Source organism: Escherichia sp. WS1451, assembly GCF_046487365.1.
Classification (GTDB): Bacteria; Pseudomonadota; Gammaproteobacteria; order Enterobacterales; family Enterobacteriaceae; genus Escherichia; species Escherichia coli.
Genome location: NZ_JBJQJP010000002.1, coordinates 322,356 through 342,354, shown reverse-complemented (window position 1 = coordinate 342,354; position 19,999 = coordinate 322,356). Strand labels below are relative to the sequence as shown.

Genomic DNA, 19,999 nt, shown 5'->3' with positions numbered 1-19,999 from the left:
ATGTCAATTAAAACAATTAAGTATTTCTCAACAATCATTGTAGCGGTAGTTGCGGTTCTTGCCGGATGGTGGCTGTGGAATTATTACATGCAATCTCCGTGGACACGCGACGGGAAAATACGCGCAGAACAGGTTTCTATCACCCCTCAGGTGTCGGGACGTATTGTTGAGCTGAATATAAAAGACAACCAACTGGTTAACGCGGGGGATCTTCTGCTCACGATCGATAAAACGCCCTTTCAGATCGCCGAGCTGAACGCACAGGCTCAGCTGGCGAAAGCGCAATCTGACCTCGCAAAAGCCAATAATGAAGCGAATCGTCGTCGTCATCTCTCACAAAATTTTATTTCTGCCGAAGAACTCGATACCGCTAACCTCAATGTTAAAGCGATGCAGGCCAGTGTTGATGCCGCACAGGCGACGCTGAAACAGGCACAATGGCAACTGGCGCAAACGGAAATTCGCGCCCCGGTGAGTGGATGGGTGACTAACCTCACTACCCGCATCGGCGATTACGCAGACACCGGGAAACCGCTGTTTGCCCTTGTCGACAGCCACTCGTTTTACGTCATTGGTTATTTTGAAGAAACCAAGTTGCGCCATATCCGCGAAGGTGCACCAGCACAAATTACCCTCTATAGTGATAACAAAACGTTACAGGGTCACGTTTCCAGTATCGGTCGGGCGATTTATGATCAGAGCGTTGAAAGTGACTCAAGCCTTATTCCGGATGTGAAACCTAACGTCCCCTGGGTTCGACTCGCCCAACGCGTTCCCGTCCGCTTTGCGCTGGATAAAGTCCCAGGCGATGTCACGCTGGTGTCGGGCACCACCTGTAGCATTGCCGTAGGTCAATAATGAACGCATCGTCATGGTCCTTGCGCAATTTGCCCTGGTTCAGGGCCACGCTGGCGCAATGGCGTTATGCGTTACGCAATACTATTGCCATGTGTCTGGCGCTGACGGTTGCCTATTATTTAAATCTGGATGAACCCTATTGGGCGATGACCTCGGCTGCCGTGGTTAGCTTTCCCACCGTTGGCGGTGTCATCAGCAAAAGCCTCGGACGCATCGCTGGCAGTTTGCTCGGAGCCATTGCGGCACTGCTTCTTGCCGGACATACACTTAATGAGCCGTGGTTTTTTCTTTTGAGCATGGCGGCGTGGCTTGGCTTTTGTACCTGGGCCTGTGCGCACTTCACGAATAATGTCGCGTATGCATTTCAACTGGCGGGCTACACGGCTGCCATCATCGCCTTTCCGATGGTTAATATTACTGAGGCCAGCCAGCTGTGGGATATCGCTCAGGCGCGCGTTTGCGAGGTGATTGTCGGTATTTTGTGCGGCGGCATGATGATGATGATCCTGCCGAGCAGTTCCGATGCTACAGCCCTTTTAACCGCATTGAAAAACATGCACGCCCGATTACTGGAACATGCCAGTTTACTCTGGCAGCCAGAAACAACCGATGCCATTCGTGCAGCACATGAGGGGGTGATTGGGCAGATACTGACCATGAATTTGCTCCGTATCCAGGCTTTCTGGAGCCACTATCGTTTTCGTCAGCAAAACGCGCGCCTTAATGCGCTACTCCACCAGCAATTACGTATGACCAGTATCATCTCCAGCCTGCGACGTATGTTGCTCAACTGGCCCTCACCGCCAGGTGCCACGCGAAAAATTCTCGAACAGTTGCTGACGGCGCTCGCCAGTTCGCAAACAGATGTTTACACCGTCGCACGTATTATCGCCCCGCTACGCCCGACCAACGTCGCCGACTATCGGCACGTCGCCTTCTGGCAGCGACTACGTTATTTTTGCCGACTTTATCTGCAAAGTAGTCAGGAATTACATCGTCTGCAAAGCGGTGTAGATGATCATACCAGACTCCCACGGACATCCGGCCTGGCTCGTCATACCGATAACGCCGAAGCTATGTGGAGCGGGCTGCGTACATTTTGTACGTTGATGATGATTGGCACATGGAGTATTGCTTCGCAATGGGATGCCGGTGCCAATGCATTAACGCTGGCAGCGATTAGCTGCGTACTCTACTCCGCCGTCGCAGCTCCGTTTAAGTCGTTGTCACTGCTGATGCGTACGCTGGTGTTACTTTCGCTATTCAGCTTTGTGGTCAAATTTGGCCTGATGGTCCAGATTAGCGATCTGTGGCAATTTTTACTGTTTCTCTTTCCACTGCTGGCGACGATGCAGCTTCTTAAATTGCAGATGCCCAAATTTGCCGCACTGTGGGGGCAACTGATTGTTTTTATGGGTTCGTTTATCGCTGTCACTAATCCCCCGGTGTATGATTTTGCTGATTTTCTTAACGATAATCTGGCAAAAATCGTTGGCGTTGCGCTGGCGTGGTTAGCGTTCGCCATTCTGCGTCCAGGATCGGATGCTCGTAAAAGTCGCCGTCATATTCGCGCGCTGCGCCGGGATTTTGTCGATCAACTAAGCCGCCATCCATCACTGAGTGAAAGCGAATTTGAATCGCTCACTTATCATCACGTCAGTCAGTTGAGTAACAGCCAGGATGCGATGGCTCGCCGTTGGTTATTACGCTGGGGTGTAGTGCTGCTGAACTGTTCTCATGTTGTCTGGCAATTGCGCGACTGGGAATCGCGTTCCGATCCGTTATCGCGAGTACGGGATAACTGTATTTCACTGTTGCGCGGAGTGATGAGTGAGCGTGGCGTTCAGCAAAAATCACTGGCGGCCACACTTGAAGAATTACAGCGAATTTGCGACAGCCTTGCCCGTCATCATCAACCTGCCGCCCGTGAGCTGGCGGCAATTGTCTGGCGGCTGTACTGCTCGCTTTCGCAACTTGAGCAAGCACCGCCGCAAGGTACGCTGGCCTCTTAATTACTTAATTACACCACAGGCATAGCGTTCACCGCCACCGCCCAGCGGTTTAGGTTGATCGGACATATTATCGCCGCCAACGTGGACCATCAGTGCTTTGTCTTTGACTTCATCCAGTGATTTCAGACGAGGCGCGATGACGGCATCGGTGGCTTTGCCGTCATTATTGACGACCAGTGCAGGCAGATCGCCTAAATGCCCGGCACCTTCTGGCCCTTCATGTTTACCGGTATTTTGTGGATCAAGATGCCCGCCTGCGGATTCCGCGGCGCTGGCTTTGCCATCTTTGGTGGCTGGCTGGCAGCTTCCTTTGGCATGAATATGGAAGCCATGTTCACCGGGAGGTAATGCTTTCAGATCGGGTGAGAACTCCAGACCTTTATCGGTTTCAGTAATGGTAACGCTACCAATTGACTGCCCAACCCCTTGCGACGTGACGAGGTTCATCTCGACTTTTTCACTGGCAGCTTGTGCGCCGGTCGCAACAACCAGCGCCAGAATGGCCAGACTAAAACGTTTCATAGGACCTCCGTTCATTGTGCATTCCTGAATAAGTGTAAACCAGTGACACATTTTTGAACGGCGGCTATTCCTAAAAGTGCTTACGGTACGTCGTAACCCAATACCGCTTTACGGATACGGAACCATTGTTGACGGGTCATTTTCAGTGTTTCAGCTTCGACAGCTGCCCGTACGCGCTCAATTTTACCTGAGCCGATAATTGGCAGCGGCTGCGACGGTAAACGTAATACCCAGGCGTAAACCACCTGTTCAATCGAGCCCGCGTTTAACTCCTCCGCCACCACAGCCAGTTCATCACGCAGCGGCTGGAAATAATCATCATTAAACAGACGACCACCACCAAGGCAGGACCACGCCATCGGACGAACACGCAGTTGTTGCAGTTGGTCGAGCGTGCCATCCAGCAGTAACGGCTGATGCACCGGGGATATTTCCACCTGATTAGTGGCAAGGGTAAACGGCAGGCGTGATTGCAACAGGGCAAATTGCGCGGGCGTGAAGTTGGATACACCAAAATGGCGCACTTTGCCGCTCTGATGCAGATGTTTAAACGCGTCCGCCACTTCATCGGCATCCATTAACGGGTCTGGTCGGTGGATTAACAGCAGATCCAGATGATCGGTCGCGAGATTAATTAGCGACTGTTCGGCGCTCTTAATGATGTGATCGCGGTCAGTGATGTAATGACCAATGACGTTTTCTTCACGCGCGGTCGTCGCGATACCGCATTTACTGACGATTTCCATCCGTTCACGCAGGTGAGGAGCCAGTTTCAGCGCCTCGCCAAACGCCGCTTCGCACTGATAGCCACCATAAATATCAGCATGGTCCACGGTGGTCACGCCGAGATCCAGATGCTCTTCAATAAAACTGACCAGCTGGCGGGCGGACATATTCCAGTCCATCAATCGCCAGTAGCCCATCACAAAACGGGAAAACTCCGGGCCTTGCGGCGCAATAGTAATACGCTGAACCATAATCGCTTCCTCTTATCAGATATGAGAGGAGTATACGCAAGATTAGGCTCAAAAGAGTGATGGTTGCTCCGGTTCGTCTGATGACGCTGGCTTATTTGCGCGTAATTTGCGCATTAATCGCTGCCGACAAAGGCGCAGTACCTCTTGTTTTTCGCCATCGCTCATTTTATTCCAGTTAAAACGCTCATCCCGACTGCGAAAGCAGCCGCGACAAAATCCGCGTTCGTCAGACTGGCAAATTCCCCGGCACGGGCTCTGGACGGGAAAGAACTCTAATTGCTCCGCCACTTCGCCCTCCTCAGATAAGATTATTACCACTATTGAAGCTGTTAATGCCCAAAGTAGCAACTTTGCTTGCACTAGACCGACTGGTCTACTACACTCCAACGCATGAACAAACACACCGAACATGATACTCGCGAACATCTCCTGGCGACGGGCGAGCAACTTTGCCTGCAACGTGGGTTCACCGGGATGGGGCTAAGCGAACTCCTAAAAACTGCTGAAGTGCCGAAAGGGTCCTTCTATCACTACTTTCGCTCTAAAGAAGCGTTTGGCGTTGCCATGCTTGAGCGCCATTACGCCGCATATCACCAGCGACTGACTGAGTTGCTGCAATCCGGCGAAGGTAACTACCGCGACCGCATACTGGCTTATTACCAGCAAACACTGAACCAGTTTTGCCAACATGGAACCATCAGTGGTTGCCTGACAGTAAAACTCTCTGCCGAAGTGTGCGATCTGTCAGAAGATATGCGTAGCGCGATGGATAAAGGCGCTCGCGGCGTGATCGCCCTGCTCTCGCAGGCGCTGGAAAATGGCCGTGATAGCCATTGTTTAACCTTTTGTGGCGAACCGCTGCAACAGGCACAAGTGCTTTACGCTCTATGGCTGGGTGCGAATCTGCAGGCCAAAATTTCGCGCAATTCCGAGCCACTGGAAAACGCGCTGGCACATGTAAAAACCATTATTGCGACGCCTGCCGTTTAGCAGGCATTTTTTATCACCAGACGACCGGGAGCCTTTATGTCATCTGAAAAACTGTATTCCCCACTGAAAGTGGGCGCGATCACGGCGGCAAACCGTATTTTTATGGCACCGCTGACGCGTCTGCGCAGTATTGAACCGGGTGACATCCCTACCCCGTTGATGGCGGAATACTATCGCCAACGTGCCAGTGCCGGTTTGATTATTAGCGAAGCCACGCAAATTTCTGCCCAGGCAAAAGGGTATGCTGGTGCACCTGGCATCCATAGTCCGGAACAAATTGCCGCATGGAAAAAAATTACCGCTGGCGTTCATGCTGAAAATGGTCATATGGCCGTACAGCTGTGGCACACCGGACGCATTTCTCACGCCAGCCTGCAACCTGGCGGTCAGGCACCGGTAGCGCCTTCCGCACTTAGCGCGGGAACACGTACTTCTCTGCGCGATGAAAATGGTCAGGCGATCCGTGTTGAAACATCCATGCCGCGTGCGCTTGAACTGGAAGAGATTCCGGGTATCGTCAATGATTTCCGTCAGGCCATTGCTAACGCGCGTGAAGCCGGTTTTGATCTGGTAGAGCTCCACTCTGCTCATGGTTATTTGCTGCATCAGTTCCTTTCTCCTTCTTCAAACCATCGTACCGATCAGTACGGCGGCAGCGTGGAAAATCGCGCACGTCTGGTGCTGGAAGTGGTCGATGCAGGGATTGAAGAATGGGGTGCCGATCGCATTGGCATTCGCGTTTCGCCAATCGGTACTTTCCAGAACACAGATAACGGCCCGAATGAAGAAGCCGATGCACTGTATCTGATTGAACAACTGGGTAAACGCGGCATTGCTTATCTGCATATGTCAGAACCAGATTGGGCGGGGGGTGAGCCGTATACTGATGCGTTCCGCGAAAAAGTACGCGCCCGTTTCCACGGTCCGATTATCGGCGCAGGTGCATACACAGTAGAAAAAGCCGAAACACTGATCGGCAAAGGGTTAATTGATGCGGTGGCATTTGGTCGTGACTGGATTGCGAACCCGGATCTGGTCGCCCGCTTGCAACGCAAAGCTGAGCTTAACCCACAGCGTGCCGAAAGTTTTTACGGTGGCGGCGCGGAAGGCTACACTGATTACCCGACGCTGTAATCCAACATTGCGAGCGGCGCAAAGCCGCCGCTATACTAAAACAACATTTTGAATCTGTTAGCCATTTTGAGGATATAAAGATGCGTCTTCTTCATACCATGCTGCGCGTTGGCGATCTGCAACGCTCCATCGATTTTTATACCAAAGTACTGGGCATGAAACTGCTGCGTACCAGCGAAAACCCGGAATACAAATACTCACTGGCGTTTGTTGGCTACGGCCCGGAAACCGAAGAAGCGGTGATTGAACTGACCTACAACTGGGGCGTGGATAAATACGAACTCGGCACTGCTTATGGTCACATCGCGCTTAGCGTTGATAACGCCGCTGAAGCGTGCGAAAAAATCCGTCAAAACGGGGGTAACGTGACCCGTGAAGCGGGTCCGGTAAAAGGCGGTACTACGGTTATCGCGTTTGTGGAAGATCCGGACGGTTACAAAATTGAGTTAATCGAAGAGAAAGACGCCGGTCGCGGTCTGGGCAACTAATCTCCTGCCGGGCGTGAACTCCTCGCGCCCGCATCTTTACTGCATCGACAAGTAATATTTGTCATAATGCGCGCTGCAATTTATCCGTATTAAGAGAATCAGATGTCCGATAACGCTCAACTTGCCGGTCTGTGCGACCGTTTTCGTGGTTTTTATCCTGTTGTGATCGATGTTGAAACAGCCGGATTTAACGCCAAAACCGATGCGCTGCTTGAGATTGCCGCCATCACCCTGAAAATGGATGAACAAGGCTGGCTGATGCCGGACACCACATTACATTTCCACGTCGAACCATTTGTCGGCGCAAATTTGCAGCCAGAGGCCCTCGCCTTCAACGGTATTGACCCGAACGATCCCGATCGCGGCGCGGTCAGCGAATACGAGGCGCTGCACGAAATTTTTAAAGTTGTACGTAAAGGCATTAAAGCGAGCGGCTGTAACCGCGCCATTATGGTGGCGCACAACGCCAATTTCGATCACAGCTTTATGATGGCCGCCGCAGAACGCGCCTCACTGAAACGTAACCCGTTCCACCCTTTCGCCACTTTTGACACTGCTGCACTGGCCGGGCTGGCACTCGGACAAACCGTATTGTCAAAGGCTTGCCAGACCGCTGGCATGGACTTCGACAGCACCCAGGCGCACTCCGCGTTGTACGACACCGAACGCACTGCTGTGCTGTTTTGTGAAATCGTCAACCGCTGGAAACGTCTGGGAGGCTGGCCGCTACCTGCCGCCGAAGAGGTGTAATCGAGTCGATGCCTGATGACATGCAATGATTCAGGCATCTATAGTGAGGCTATTCCACGCATCATGCATGATATTCACGGGGAATAGCGTTAATGGCAGATAATCTAAACCCTTCCTCGCCCCTGCCGGACGTGTTTTCACCGGCGACCCGCGACTGGTTTCTTCGCGCCTTTAAACAGCCGACCGCTGTCCAGTCGCAAACCTGGCATGTGGCGGCGCGAGGCGAACATGCGCTGGTGATTGCACCGACTGGCTCCGGGAAAACGCTGGCAGCATTTCTCTACGCCCTCGATCAGCTCTTCCGCGAAGGCGGCGAAGATACCCGCGAGGCGCATAAGCGTAAAACCTCACGCATTCTCTATATTTCACCGATCAAAGCTCTGGGCACCGACGTTCAGCGCAACTTGCAGATCCCGTTACAGGGTATTGCCGATGAACGGCGGCGGCGCGGCGAAACGGAAGTCAATCTTCGCGTGGGGATCCGTACTGGCGATACGCCTGCACAGGAACGCAGCAAACTCACCCGTAATCCGCCGGATATTCTGATCACCACACCCGAATCACTCTATCTGATGCTGACCTCCCGCGCGCGCGAAACGCTACGCGGCGTCGAAACGGTAATTATTGATGAGGTCCACGCGGTAGCAGGCAGTAAACGTGGTGCGCATCTGGCGTTAAGTCTGGAGCGGCTCGATGCGCTGCTCCACACCTCAGCACAGCGAATTGGCCTTTCTGCCACTGTGCGCTCAGCGAGCGATGTGGCAGCATTTCTTGGTGGCGATCGCCCGGTTACGGTAGTCAACCCGCCCGCAATGCGCCATCCGCAGATACGGATTGTCGTACCGGTCGCCAATATGGATGATGTCTCATCAGTCGCCAGCGGCACCGGCGAAGACAGCCATGCCGGCCGGGAAGGCTCCATCTGGCCATATATTGAAACGGGTATCCTTGATGAAGTGTTGCGCCATCGCTCGACCATTATCTTTACTAATTCGCGCGGGCTGGCGGAAAAACTGACGGCACGATTAAATGAGCTTTACGCCGCTCGCTTACAGCGTTCCCCGTCTATCGCCGTTGATGCGGCCCATTTCGAGTCGACCTCCGGCGCAACCTCTAACCGTGTACAAAGTAGCGACATTTTTATTGCCCGCTCACACCACGGCTCCGTCTCTAAAGAACAACGAGCAATCACCGAACAGGCGCTGAAATCGGGTGAATTACGCTGCGTGGTCGCAACCTCCAGTCTCGAACTGGGGATTGATATGGGCGCGGTGGATCTGGTGATTCAGGTGGCAACGCCGCTTTCTGTTGCCAGTGGGTTACAACGCATTGGACGTGCCGGACATCAGGTTGGCGGTGTATCTAAAGGGCTTTTTTTCCCCCGAACCCGGCGTGACTTAGTCGATTCCGCAGTCATTGTAGAGTGTATGTTCGCAGGCAGGCTGGAAAACCTGACACCACCGCATAATCCACTCGACGTCCTTGCGCAGCAAACCGTTGCCGCCGCGGCGATGGATGCATTACAGGTAGACGAATGGTACTCCCGCGTACGCCGTGCCGCACCGTGGAAAGATCTGCCAGGACGTGTTTTTGACGCCACGCTGGATATGCTTTCCGGGCGCTATCCCTCTGGCGATTTTTCTGCTTTTCGCCCCAAACTGGTCTGGAACAGGGAGACCGGGATATTGACCGCCCGACCTGGCGCTCAATTGTTGGCGGTTACCAGCGGCGGCACCATTCCGGATCGTGGCATGTATAGCGTGTTATTACCCGAAGGTGAAGAACAGGCCGGTTCGCGGCGGGTGGGTGAACTGGATGAGGAGATGGTATATGAGTCACGGGTGAACGATATTATCACTCTTGGCGCAACCTCATGGCGGATCCAGCAAATCACCCGCGATCAGGTGATTGTGACTCCTGCTCCAGGTCGTTCTGCCCGCCTTCCCTTCTGGCGTGGTGAAGGTAACGGACGTCCGGCAGAATTAGGCGAGATGATCGGCGACTTTCTCCATTTACTGGCGGATGGCGCGTTCTTTTCCGGGACTATTCCCCCGTGGTTGGCAGAAGAAAATACGATCGCCAATATTCAGGGGTTGATTGACGAGCAGCGCAACGCGACGGGTATCGTTCCAGGTAGTCGTCATCTTGTCCTCGAACGGTGCCGTGATGAAATTGGTGACTGGCGTATTATTTTGCACTCTCCCTATGGAAGACGGGTGCATGAACCCTGGGCGCTGGCGATTGCCGGGCGAATACATGCACTATGGGGCGCTGACGCGTCTGTGGTTGCCAGTGATGACGGCATTGTTGCGCGCATTCCTGACACCGATGGTAAATTGCCTGATGCCGCGATTTTTTTGTTTGAACCAGAAAAGTTGCTGCAAATTGTCCGCGAGGCGGTAGGCAGCTCGGCACTTTTCGCCGCCCGTTTTCGCGAATGCGCCGCGCGGGCATTATTAATGCCGGGCCGCACGCCGGGCCATCGCACCCCGCTCTGGCAACAACGACTGCGCGCCAGTCAGTTGCTGGAAATCGCTCAGGGATATCCGGATTTTCCGGTCATTCTCGAAACCCTACGCGAATGTCTGCAAGATGTTTATGATCTTCCCGCGCTGGAACGTTTGATGCGTCGCCTGAACGGTGGCGAAATTCAAATATCCGATGTAACGACCACTACGCCCTCGCCTTTCGCCGCCAGTTTATTGTTCGGCTATGTCGCGGAATTTATGTACCAGAGCGACGCCCCGCTGGCAGAGCGCCGGGCATCCGTACTGTCGCTGGACAGCGAGTTACTGCGCAATCTACTCGGACAGGTCGATCCGGGGGAATTACTCGACCCGCAGGTCATTCGCCAGGTGGAAGAAGAGTTGCAACGACTGGCTCCTGGCAGAAGAGCGAAAGGTGAAGAAGGATTGTTCGACCTGCTGCGCGAACTGGGTCCAATGACCGTTGAAGACCTGGCGCAACGGCATACAGGCAGCAGTGAAGATATTGCGTCGTATCTGGAAAATCTTCTTGCAGTAAAACGAATCTTCCCGACGATGATTAGCGGGCAGGAGCGTCTTGCCTGTATGGATGATGCCGCCAGGCTGCGCGATGCCCTCGGCGTACGACTACCAGAGTCACTGCCAGAGATTTATTTGCACCGAGTCAGTTACCCGCTTCGCGACCTCTTTCTGCGCTATCTCCGGGCTCATGCTCTGGTCACGGCTGAACAACTGGCTCATGAGTTTAGTCTCGGTATTGCCATTGTCGAAGAGCAACTTCAGCAACTGCGCGAACAGGGTCTGGTGATGAATCTGCAGCAAGACATCTGGGTGAGCGATGAAGTATTTCGTCGTCTGCGTTTGCGCTCGCTGCAAGCCGCCAGAGAAGCGACACGTCCCGTTGCAGCCACGACCTATGCGCGATTGCTGCTGGAACGTCAGGGCGTATTACCCGCCACCGATGGTAGCCCGGCACTCTTTGCCTCAACATCGCCAGGCGTTTATGAGGGCGTGGATGGCGTCATGCGGGTGATCGAACAGCTTGCAGGAGTCGGTTTACCCGCCTCACTCTGGGAAAGCCAGATCCTGCCTGCCCGCGTACGCGACTATTCGCCAGAAATGCTCGATGAATTACTGGCAACCGGTGCGGTTATCTGGTCGGGGCAAAAAAAGCTGGGTGAAGATGACGGTCTGGTGGCACTGCATCTACAGGAATATGCCGCAGAATCGTTCACTCCCGCCGAAGCAGATCAGGCGAATCGTTCGGCGCTGCAGCAAGCGATAATCGCTGTTCTGGCTGACGGAGGAGCCTGGTTTGCACAACAAATCAGCCAACGGATACGCGATAAAATCGGCGAATCGGTTGATCCCTCGGCTCTGCAAGAGGCGTTATGGGCGCTGGTCTGGCAAGGCGTCATTACCAGCGACATTTGGGCACCGTTACGCGCCCTCACCCGTAGCAGTTCCAACGCACGCACCTCGACTCGCCGCAGTCACCGGGCTCGTCGTGGGCGTCCTGTCTATGCGCAACCCGTCTCGCCGCTGGTATCTTACAACACACCAAAGCTGGCCGGACGCTGGTCGTTATTGCAGGTGGAGCCACTAAACGATACCGAAAGGATGCTGGCGCTGGCGGAAAATATGCTCGACCGCTACGGCATCATCAGTCGTCAGGCGGTGATAGCCGAAAATATCCCTGGCGGTTTTCCATCGATGCAAACGCTTTGTCGAAGTATGGAAGACTCCGGGCGAATTATGCGGGGTCGTTTTGTAGAAGGTCTGGGTGGCGCGCAATTCGCTGAACGTCTGACTATTGACCGATTGCGTGACCTGGCGACACAAACCGCGCAAACGCGCCACTATACACCAGTGGCGCTCTCCGCCAACGATCCGGCTAATGTGTGGGGAAATCTTCTGCCCTGGCCTGCACATCCGGCAACGCTGGTTCCAACGCGTCGGGCGGGTGCGCTGGTGGTCGTTTCTGGCGGCAAATTGTTACTTTATCTGGCGCAAGGTGGCAAAAAAATGCTGGTCTGGCAGGAAAAAGAGGAATTACTCGCCCCAGAGGTTTTCCACGCGCTGACTACCGCACTGCGTCGCGAACCACGGCTGCGCTTTACGCTGACAGAAGTGAATGATCTACCAGTCCGACAAACGCCGATGTTTACGCTGCTGCGTGAGGCGGGATTTTCAAGTTCGCCACAAGGGCTGGATTGGGAATAGATAAAGAACTGACGGATGCCCGTTCGCATCCGTCAGTATTGCAGGACGGATTATTCCGCGTCCGGCTCTTCAGACTTGTATTTAGCGGCAGTTTCTTTGATCAACTGCTGCAGTTCGCCACGCTGATACATTTCGATCACGATATCACAACCGCCGACCAGCTCGCCGTCAACCCACAGTTGCGGGAAAGTCGGCCAGTTAGCATATTTCGGCAGTTCCGCACGAATATCCGGATTCTGCAGAATATCAACATAGGCAAAACGTTCGCCACATGCGGCAAGCGCCTGGACTGCCTGGGCAGAGAAACCGCAGCTCGGCAGTTTCGGTGAACCTTTCATGTACAGCAGGATCGGGTTTTCAGCAATCTGGCGTTGGATTTTTTCGATAGTGGTGCTCATTGTCTTGCTTCCTCAAACTTCTTTACGGCAGTAATCTGACATTGTAGCGGGTCAGTGCGGCATCGGGAAATAACATTTTCATCACGCTTTTGCTATTTTATCCCTTTGCTCTAATTGTTGCATTTCAAACATTCGTTTCTTCCCTGACGCAAGGCAAACTGGCGTATTTATGACCATTTTTAGCTTTCACTGCTGCATTTTTTTGCGCTCGCCGACGAAACGTATTTTTTAACAATAAAAGCTATTAACTTTCTCTTCTTCTATGCATTAGAATCATCAAGTTTTGTAAATCAGACGCAGGCATGATAGACCTGCCTTAACAGAGGGACGCTCAGTGGCGCGGATAAACCGTATTTCGATCACGCTCTGTGCTTTACTTTTTACCACCCTGCCTTTAACGCCTATGGCCCATGCTTCAAAGCAAGCCAGGGAGAGTTCTGCTACTACTCATATCACCAAAAAAGCAGATAAAAAGAAAAGCACGGCAACCACCAAAAAGACCCAGAAAGCCAGCCAGAAAACAGCGAAAAAAGCCGCCAGTAAAAGTACGATCAAAAGCAAAACCGCTTCTTCCGTTAAAAAATCTTCCATTACCGCTTCTAAAAACGCCAAAACTCGCAGCAAACACGCCGTCAATAAAACGGCCTCAGCCAACTTTACCGAAAAGTGTACCAAACGTAAGGGCTATAAATCGCATTGTGTGAAAGTCAAAAATGCCGCGTCAGGAACCCTTGCCGACGCGCACAAAGCGAAGGTGCAAAAAGCCACGAAAGTGGCAATGAATAAACTGATGCAGCAAATTGGTAAGCCATATCGTTGGGGCGGCAGCTCACCGCGTACCGGTTTTGATTGCAGCGGCCTGGTTTATTACGCTTATAAAGATTTGGTGAAAATTCGTATTCCGCGTACGGCGAATGAAATGTATCACCTGCGTGATGCAGCGCCAATCGAACGTAGTGAACTGAAAAACGGCGACCTGGTCTTTTTCCGTACTCAGGGACGCGGTACAGCCGATCATGTCGGCGTATATGTCGGCAACGGCAAATTTATTCAGTCACCGCGTACGGGTCAGGAAATTCAAATCACTTCTCTCAGTGAAGACTACTGGCAGCGCCACTATGTTGGCGCTCGCCGGGTAATGACCCCAAAAACACTTCGCTAAAACTTTACCCTGTTGTTACGGCAACAGGGTAAGTTCATCTTTTGTCTCACCTTTTAATTTGCTACCCTATCCATACGCACAATAAGGCTATTGTACGTATGCAAATTAATAATAAAGGAGAGTAGCAATGTCATTCGAATTACCTGCACTACCATATGCTAAAGATGCTCTGGCACCGCACATTTCTGCGGAAACCATCGAGTATCACTACGGCAAGCATCATCAGACTTATGTGACTAACCTGAACAACCTGATTAAAGGTACCGCGTTTGAAGGTAAATCACTGGAAGAGATTATTCGCAGCTCTGAAGGTGGCGTATTCAACAACGCAGCTCAGGTCTGGAACCATACTTTCTACTGGAACTGCCTGGCACCGAACGCGGGTGGCGAACCGACTGGAAAAGTCGCTGAAGCTATCGCCGCATCTTTTGGCAGCTTTGCCGATTTCAAAGCTCAGTTTACTGATGCAGCGATCAAAAACTTTGGTTCTGGCTGGACCTGGCTGGTGAAAAACAGCGATGGCAAGCTGGCTATCGTTTCAACCTCTAACGCGGGTACTCCACTGACCACCGATGCGACTCCGCTGCTGACCGTTGATGTCTGGGAACACGCTTATTACATCGACTATCGCAATGCACGTCCTGGCTATCTGGAGCACTTCTGGGCGCTGGTGAACTGGGAATTCGTAGCGAAAAATCTCGCTGCATAATAACTGATGGCAAATGCAGCATTGCCTGATGCGCTTCGCTTACCATGCCAACACGGATGAGTCGTTAACACCGCATCCGGCAAGATAAATCGCACGTTGTCAGCAACTGTAACGCAGAAGGTTATCCTTCTGCGTTTTTGTTTAATTAGCTGTTGGCAACGCAAACTGTTTCAGGTTGTTTTCTGGCTGACATAAACACCAGCAATAATGCCAGTCCCGCGACAATCGCCCCCATCACCGGCACAAAGCTGTATCCCAGCCCAGCGGAAATTACCGCACCACCAGCAGCTGCTCCCAGCGCATTTCCAAGATTAAAGGCACCAATATTGACTGATGAAGACAGACCTGGCGCTTCACTGGCGACACGCATCACGCGCATCTGTAACGGCGGTACGACCGCAAAGGTTGCAGCGCCCCACACCACCATGCTAATAGCTGCGCCGAACTCATTGCGGGCCAGGAACGGGATTGCCAGCATAATCACCATCAGCAGCAACAAAAAGCCTTTCAACGTGCCGTTAACTGAACGATCTGCCAGTTTGCCGCCGAGATAGTTACCGATAGAGAATCCGACACCAATCAGCACCAGCATTGCTGTGACGAACACCGGTGTTGCGTGGGTAATACTTTGCAGTACCGGAGAGATATAGGTGTAGAGGGTAAACATTGCACCAGCTCCCAGTACCGTCGTCAGCAATGCAGACAGCACCTGCGGACGCATTAATACCGCCAGCTCTTTTTTCACTTCAGGTCGTGCCCCTGCACCACCTTTAGGTAATGAGAAGAACAGACTTACCATTGAAATCACTCCCAGCCCCGCCGTTGCCAGAAATGACATCCGCCAGCCGATGGTTTCACCCAACCAGGTCGCCGCCGGCACGCCACCGATATTTGCCAGGGTTAACCCCATAAACATAGTGGCAACTGCGCTGGCCTGTTTATGTTTTGGCACCACGCTTGCGGCCACGACTGAACCCAAACCAAAAAATGCTCCGTGATTCAGGCTGGTCAAAATGCGAGAAAGCATCAGGGTCATATAATCCGGCGCGATGGCGGAAAGTACGTTGCCGAGCGTGAAAATCGCCATCAGGAAAATCAACGCACTGCGGCGGGCACGATGAGAAAGTAGAAGCGTCATCAGCGGCGCGCCCACCATTACGCCAACTGCATAGGCACTGATTAACATTCCGGCAGCGGGAATCGAGACATCCACACCGCGCGCAATGACGGGCAACAAGCCCATTGGCGAGAACTCCGTTGTCCCGATACCAAACGCGCCAATCGCCAGCGCCAGCAACGGATAGTTAATTTTCATGCCTTATCTCCACCTCTTCGCGTCATTACGCGATATTCATTAAAGTGGCGAAAGCATGACAGCAATCACAAAAAAATGAAAATAACAAAAAGAGAAAACACTTTTGCCATTTTGCTAACAAACAGGAAGGAGATGCGAGGGAGAACGCGCTCCCTCGAGAGGAAATCAGTGCAGCGCGGCAGTCAAACCCACGGCCACGATCAAACCGAGGACGATAATCGTTGTTACCAGTGAAAATTTAAGGTCGGTGCTCATCAAGTTTTCTCCTTTTTTATTACCACACAAAAAGTGATATTACGCATTTTTACACACTATGATGAAAAAATCTCCCGTCATTTATAATGATAAGTGTTTTTACCACTTCCCCTTTTCGTCAAGATCGGCCAAAATTCCACGCTTACACTATTTGCGTACTGGCCATTGACCCCTTCCTGACGCTCCGTGTCGTTTTTCCGGCGTACCGCAACACTTTTGTTGTGCGTAAGGTGTGTAAAGGCAAACGTTTACCTTGCGATTTTGCAGGAGCTGAAGTTAGGGTCTGGAGTGAAATGGAATGGCAACAATAAAAGATGTAGCGAAACGAGCAAACGTTTCCACTACAACTGTGTCACACGTGATCAACAAAACACGTTTCGTCGCTGAAGAAACGCGCAACGCCGTGTGGGCAGCGATCAAAGAATTACACTACTCCCCTAGCGCGGTGGCGCGTAGTCTGAAGGTTAACCACACTAAGTCTATCGGTTTGCTGGCGACCAGCAGCGAAGCGGCCTATTTTGCCGAGATCATTGAAGCGGTCGAAAAAAATTGCTTCCAGAAAGGTTACACCCTGATTCTGGGCAATGCGTGGAACAATCTTGAGAAACAGCGAGCTTATCTGTCGATGATGGCGCAAAAACGCGTCGATGGTCTGCTGGTGATGTGTTCTGAGTACCCAGAGCCGTTGCTGGCGATGCTGGAAGAGTATCGCCATATCCCAATGGTGGTAATGGACTGGGGTGAAGCAAAAGCTGACTTCACCGATGCGGTCATTGATAACGCGTTCGAAGGCGGCTACATGGCCGGGCGTTATCTGATTGAACGCGGTCACCGCGAAATCGGCGTTATCCCCGGCCCGCTGGAACGTAACACTGGCGCAGGCCGCCTTGCCGGTTTTATGAAGGCGATGGAAGAAGCGATGATCAAGGTGCCGGAAAGCTGGATTGTACAGGGTGACTTTGAACCTGAATCCGGTTATCGCGCCATGCAGCAAATCCTGTCGCAGCCGCATCGCCCTACTGCCGTCTTCTGTGGTGGCGATATCATGGCAATGGGCGCACTTTGTGCTGCTGATGAAATGGGTCTGCGCGTGCCGCAGGATGTTTCGCTGATCGGTTATGATAACGTGCGCAACGCCCGCTATTTTACGCCGGCGCTGACCACGATCCATCAGCCAAAAGATTCGCTGGGTGAAACAGCGTTCAACATGCTGTTGGATCGTATCGTCAACAAACGTGAAGAACCGCAGTCCATTGAAGTGCATCCGCGCTTGATTGAACGCCGCTCCGTGGCTGACGGCCCGTTCCGCGACTATCGTCGTTAATCACCCGTTGCGGGAGTCTCTTCCGGCTCCCGCAGCCACTCCTTATTCAGCGTCTCACTATCGCCGAGATACTCAAGCAACCAGGTTAACGCAGGCGACATATCATTTTGCTGCCATGTCAGACAACATGCCGAATCCGGGAAGGGGTTTTCCAGTTCTAGTGCTACCCACTTACCCTCATTAAGCCACGGTTTGGCGAAATGTGTTGGCACCATCCCTATGCATAATCCTGCAGAGATACAGGTTGCCGATGATTCCCAGTCAGGCACGACAAGTCTTTTTTGGTTATCCAGCAACCAGGTAATACGTTTAGGTAGCGTTCGCGAGGTGTCTTCGCGCACCAATGACGGCCAGTTGCGCAACGTATCATCGCTGAACGGGCCATCCATCAACGCCAGCGGGTGGTGACTGGCAACAACGCAACTCCAGCTTAGCATCCCCATATCCCGGAAGGCATAACGACCGCCTACCGGAATCGCGCGTGTTGCGCCAATCGCCAGTTCCACGCGCCCGTCGGAAAGCGCATCCCAGACACCGTTGAACACTTCCTGAAAGACAAGAAGTTCGACATCATCAAAATGGCGATAAAAATCAACGATCATCTGCCGTGTACGTTCTGGCCTGACAATATTATCCACTGCGATAGCTAACTGACCGCGCCAGCCGTTCGCTATCTGCTGACATTGCTGCCGGGTGATCTGCATTTTTTTGACAACAGAGCGCCCTTCTTTGAGAAACCACGCCCCGGCAGCGGTCAGTTCCACATCACGGTGACGTCGTTCAAACAGCGGCACCGCCAGCCACTCTTCCAGCTGACGCACGGTATAGCTGACCGCAGAAGGAACGCGATGCAACTCCTGTGCCGCAGCGCTAAAACTACCATTACGCGCTACTGCATCAACAACTTCGAGTGAATATTCTGACCACATAGTCTGCCTGCAAAATTTTTGAAACCAGTCATCAAATATTACCGTTTCACAACACTAATTTCACTCCCTACACTTTGCGGCGGTGTTTAATTGAGAGATTTAGAGAATATACATGCAACCTGGGAAAAGATTTTTAGTCTGGCTGGCGGGTTTGAGCGTACTCGGTTTTCTGGCAACCGATATGTATCTGCCTGCTTTCGCCGCCATACAGGCCGACCTGCAAACGCCTGCGTCTGCTGTCAGTGCCAGCCTTAGTCTGTTCCTTGCCGGTTTTGCCGCAGCCCAGCTTCTGTGGGGGCCGCTCTCCGACCGCTATGGTCGTAAACCGGTATTATTAATCGGCCTGACAATTTTTGCGTTAGGTAGTCTGGGGATGCTGTGGGTAGAAAACGCCGCTACGCTGCTGGTATTGCGTTTTGTACAGGCTATAGGTGTCTGCGCCGCGGCGGTTATCTGGCAAGCGTTAGTGACGGATTATTATCCTTCACAGAAAGTTAACCGTATTTTTGCGACCATCATGCCGCTGGTGGGTCTATCTCCGGCACTGGCTCCTCTGTTAGGAAGCTGGCTGCTGGTCCATTTTTCCTGGCAGGCGATTTTCGCCACCCTGTTTGCCATTACCGTGGTGCTGATTCTGCCTATTTTCTGGCTCAAACCCACGACGAAGGCCCGTAACAATAGTCAGGATGGTCTGACCTTTACCGACCTGCTACGTTCTAAAACCTATCGCGGCAACGTGCTGATATATGCGGCCTGTTCAGCCAGTTTTTTTGCATGGCTGACCGGCTCACCGTTCATCCTTAGTGAAATGGGTTACAGCCCGGCAGTTATTGGTTTAAGTTATGTCCCGCAAACTATCGCGTTTCTGATTGGTGGTTATGGCTGTCGCGCCGCACTGCAGAAATGGCAAGGCAAGCAGTTATTACCGTGGTTGCTGGTACTGTTTGCTGTCAGCGTCATTGCGACCTGGGCTGCGGGCTTCATTAGCCATGTGTCGCTAGTCGAAATCCTGATCCCATTCTGTGTGATGGCGATTGCCAATGGCGCGATCTACCCGATTGTTGTCGCCCAGGCGCTGCGTCCCTTCCCACATGCAACTGGTCGCGCCGCAGCGTTGCAGAACACTCTGCAACTGGGTCTGTGCTTCCTCGCAAGTCTGGTAGTTTCCTGGCTTATCAGTATCAGCACGCCATTGCTCACCACCACCAGCGTGATGTTATCAACAGTAGTGCTGGTCGCTCTGGGTTACATGATGCAACGTTGTGAAGAAGTTGGCTGCCAGAATCATGGCAATGCCGAAGTCGCTCATAGCGAATCACACTGATCTATATCGATATACTTATACTTAGGCTGCTAACAAAATTTTGTTGTATGATTGAAATTAGCGGCCTATACTAATTTCGAGTTGTTAAAGCTACGATAAATATTATGTTTTTACGGGGACAGGATCGTTCCCGACTCACTATG

General features: G+C 52.5%; 18 protein-coding genes. 11 read left to right on the top strand and 7 right to left on the bottom strand.

Going from position 1 to position 19,999, the window contains the following annotated elements:
• Both ACJHX7_RS04525 and ACJHX7_RS04520 read left to right on the top strand, forming a co-directional pair.
• On the top strand, positions 1 to 858 hold the full coding sequence (locus tag ACJHX7_RS04525; RefSeq protein WP_001300356.1) for an HlyD family secretion protein: 858 nt from the start codon (positions 1 to 3) through the stop codon (positions 856 to 858).
• Complete coding sequence (locus tag ACJHX7_RS04520; RefSeq protein WP_089582802.1) at positions 858 to 2,870, top strand: FUSC family protein; 2,013 nt, start codon at positions 858 to 860, stop codon at positions 2,868 to 2,870. The genes ACJHX7_RS04525 and ACJHX7_RS04520 overlap by 1 nt, the downstream gene beginning before the upstream one ends.
• Here ACJHX7_RS04520 and sodC read toward each other — a convergent pair whose 3' ends face one another.
• The 3 genes from sodC to ACJHX7_RS04505 form a co-directional block, all read right to left on the bottom strand.
• Entirely contained in the window at positions 2,871 to 3,392 is a 522-nt protein-coding gene (sodC, locus tag ACJHX7_RS04515) for a superoxide dismutase [Cu-Zn] SodC (protein WP_001298528.1), read from the bottom strand.
• An 80-nt stretch (positions 3,393 to 3,472) separates the two neighbouring features.
• Positions 3,473 to 4,369 carry an aldo/keto reductase family oxidoreductase gene (locus ACJHX7_RS04510; protein ID WP_089581809.1) on the bottom strand — a complete coding sequence of 299 codons (897 nt, stop codon included), beginning with the start codon at positions 4,367 to 4,369 and terminating at the stop codon, positions 3,473 to 3,475.
• A 48-nt stretch (positions 4,370 to 4,417) separates the two neighbouring features.
• Positions 4,418 to 4,657, bottom strand: a complete 240-nt coding sequence (locus ACJHX7_RS04505; protein WP_000840481.1) for a DUF1289 domain-containing protein — start codon at positions 4,655 to 4,657, stop codon at positions 4,418 to 4,420.
• 102 nt (positions 4,658 to 4,759) lie between these two features.
• On the opposite strand from ACJHX7_RS04505, the gene nemR reads away from it, so the two are divergent.
• The 5 genes from nemR to ACJHX7_RS04480 all read left to right on the top strand — a co-directional run bounded on the left by nemR (position 4,760) and on the right by ACJHX7_RS04480 (position 12,440).
• On the top strand, positions 4,760 to 5,359 hold the full coding sequence (nemR, locus tag ACJHX7_RS04500; RefSeq protein ID WP_001032934.1) for a DNA-binding transcriptional regulator NemR: 600 nt from the start codon (positions 4,760 to 4,762) through the stop codon (positions 5,357 to 5,359).
• Positions 5,360 to 5,395: 36 nt separating this feature from the next.
• Positions 5,396 to 6,493 carry an N-ethylmaleimide reductase gene (gene nemA / locus ACJHX7_RS04495; protein ID WP_000093589.1) on the top strand — a complete coding sequence of 366 codons (1,098 nt, stop codon included), beginning with the start codon at positions 5,396 to 5,398 and terminating at the stop codon, positions 6,491 to 6,493.
• Positions 6,494 to 6,573: 80 nt separating this feature from the next.
• A complete protein-coding gene (gloA, locus tag ACJHX7_RS04490; protein ID WP_001237796.1) occupies positions 6,574 to 6,981 on the top strand; it encodes a lactoylglutathione lyase in 408 nt (135 codons plus the stop codon).
• A 102-nt stretch (positions 6,982 to 7,083) separates the two neighbouring features.
• On the top strand, positions 7,084 to 7,731 hold the full coding sequence (gene rnt, locus ACJHX7_RS04485) for a ribonuclease T (RefSeq protein WP_410231530.1): 648 nt from the start codon (positions 7,084 to 7,086) through the stop codon (positions 7,729 to 7,731).
• A 92-nt stretch (positions 7,732 to 7,823) separates the two neighbouring features.
• Complete coding sequence (locus ACJHX7_RS04480; RefSeq protein ID WP_094029645.1) at positions 7,824 to 12,440, top strand: ATP-dependent helicase; 4,617 nt, start codon at positions 7,824 to 7,826, stop codon at positions 12,438 to 12,440.
• 50 nt (positions 12,441 to 12,490) lie between these two features.
• Here ACJHX7_RS04480 and grxD read toward each other — a convergent pair whose 3' ends face one another.
• On the bottom strand, positions 12,491 to 12,838 hold the full coding sequence (grxD, locus tag ACJHX7_RS04475) for a monothiol glutaredoxin 4 (protein ID WP_000108172.1): 348 nt from the start codon (positions 12,836 to 12,838) through the stop codon (positions 12,491 to 12,493).
• Between the two features lie 334 nt (positions 12,839 to 13,172).
• Here grxD and mepH point away from each other — a divergent pair, with 334 nt between their 5' ends.
• Positions 13,173 to 14,000 carry a peptidoglycan DD-endopeptidase MepH gene (mepH, locus tag ACJHX7_RS04470; RefSeq protein ID WP_000101179.1) on the top strand — a complete coding sequence of 276 codons (828 nt, stop codon included), beginning with the start codon at positions 13,173 to 13,175 and terminating at the stop codon, positions 13,998 to 14,000.
• 127 nt (positions 14,001 to 14,127) lie between these two features.
• Positions 14,128 to 14,709, top strand: a complete 582-nt coding sequence (gene sodB / locus ACJHX7_RS04465; RefSeq protein ID WP_000007283.1) for a superoxide dismutase [Fe] — start codon at positions 14,128 to 14,130, stop codon at positions 14,707 to 14,709.
• Between the two features lie 145 nt (positions 14,710 to 14,854).
• Here the strand turns inward: sodB and ACJHX7_RS04460 are convergent, their stop codons facing one another.
• Positions 14,855 to 16,024 carry an MFS transporter gene (locus ACJHX7_RS04460; RefSeq protein ID WP_000701040.1) on the bottom strand — a complete coding sequence of 390 codons (1,170 nt, stop codon included), beginning with the start codon at positions 16,022 to 16,024 and terminating at the stop codon, positions 14,855 to 14,857.
• Positions 16,025 to 16,189: 165 nt separating this feature from the next.
• Positions 16,190 to 16,279, bottom strand: coding sequence for a cytochrome bd-I accessory subunit CydH (gene cydH / locus ACJHX7_RS04455; protein ID WP_000102278.1), 90 nt, complete (start codon positions 16,277 to 16,279; stop codon positions 16,190 to 16,192).
• A 298-nt stretch (positions 16,280 to 16,577) separates the two neighbouring features.
• On the opposite strand from cydH, the gene purR reads away from it, so the two are divergent.
• Positions 16,578 to 17,603, top strand: a complete 1,026-nt coding sequence (gene purR / locus ACJHX7_RS04450; RefSeq protein ID WP_000190982.1) for an HTH-type transcriptional repressor PurR — start codon at positions 16,578 to 16,580, stop codon at positions 17,601 to 17,603.
• On the opposite strand, the gene punR is transcribed toward purR, so the two are convergent.
• The gene (gene punR, locus ACJHX7_RS04445; protein ID WP_000269493.1) at positions 17,600 to 18,532 is read right to left on the bottom strand and encodes a DNA-binding transcriptional activator PunR; all 933 of its coding nucleotides are present in this window, start codon (positions 18,530 to 18,532) and stop codon (positions 17,600 to 17,602) included. The two genes, purR and punR, sit on opposite strands and share 4 nt — an antisense overlap.
• Positions 18,533 to 18,644: 112 nt before the next feature.
• Between punR and punC the strand changes: the two genes are divergently transcribed.
• Entirely contained in the window at positions 18,645 to 19,856 is a 1,212-nt protein-coding gene (gene punC / locus ACJHX7_RS04440; protein ID WP_094029644.1) for a purine nucleoside transporter PunC, read from the top strand.
• Positions 19,857 to 19,999 lie beyond the last annotated feature (143 nt).

Excerpts from the sequence above, each read along its gene's own strand:
- punR (WP_000269493.1), bottom strand. The coding sequence starts at position 18,532 with ATGTGGTCAGAATATTCACTCGAAGTTGTTGATGCAGTAGCGCGTAAT.
- ACJHX7_RS04510 (WP_089581809.1), bottom strand. The coding sequence starts at position 4,369 with ATGGTTCAGCGTATTACTATTGCGCCGCAAGGCCCGGAGTTTTCCCGT.
- sodB (WP_000007283.1), top strand. The coding sequence starts at position 14,128 with ATGTCATTCGAATTACCTGCACTACCATATGCTAAAGATGCTCTGGCA.
- ACJHX7_RS04460 (WP_000701040.1), bottom strand. The coding sequence starts at position 16,024 with ATGAAAATTAACTATCCGTTGCTGGCGCTGGCGATTGGCGCGTTTGGT.
- sodC (WP_001298528.1), bottom strand. The coding sequence starts at position 3,392 with ATGAAACGTTTTAGTCTGGCCATTCTGGCGCTGGTTGTTGCGACCGGC.
- nemR (WP_001032934.1), top strand. The coding sequence starts at position 4,760 with ATGAACAAACACACCGAACATGATACTCGCGAACATCTCCTGGCGACG.
- ACJHX7_RS04520 (WP_089582802.1), top strand. The coding sequence starts at position 858 with ATGAACGCATCGTCATGGTCCTTGCGCAATTTGCCCTGGTTCAGGGCC.
- grxD (WP_000108172.1), bottom strand. The coding sequence starts at position 12,838 with ATGAGCACCACTATCGAAAAAATCCAACGCCAGATTGCTGAAAACCCG.
- purR (WP_000190982.1), top strand. The coding sequence starts at position 16,578 with ATGGCAACAATAAAAGATGTAGCGAAACGAGCAAACGTTTCCACTACA.
- cydH (WP_000102278.1), bottom strand. The coding sequence starts at position 16,279 with ATGAGCACCGACCTTAAATTTTCACTGGTAACAACGATTATCGTCCTC.
- punC (WP_094029644.1), top strand. The coding sequence starts at position 18,645 with ATGCAACCTGGGAAAAGATTTTTAGTCTGGCTGGCGGGTTTGAGCGTA.
- gloA (WP_001237796.1), top strand. The coding sequence starts at position 6,574 with ATGCGTCTTCTTCATACCATGCTGCGCGTTGGCGATCTGCAACGCTCC.
- ACJHX7_RS04480 (WP_094029645.1), top strand. The coding sequence starts at position 7,824 with ATGGCAGATAATCTAAACCCTTCCTCGCCCCTGCCGGACGTGTTTTCA.
- rnt (WP_410231530.1), top strand. The coding sequence starts at position 7,084 with ATGTCCGATAACGCTCAACTTGCCGGTCTGTGCGACCGTTTTCGTGGT.
- nemA (WP_000093589.1), top strand. The coding sequence starts at position 5,396 with ATGTCATCTGAAAAACTGTATTCCCCACTGAAAGTGGGCGCGATCACG.
- ACJHX7_RS04525 (WP_001300356.1), top strand. The coding sequence starts at position 1 with ATGTCAATTAAAACAATTAAGTATTTCTCAACAATCATTGTAGCGGTA.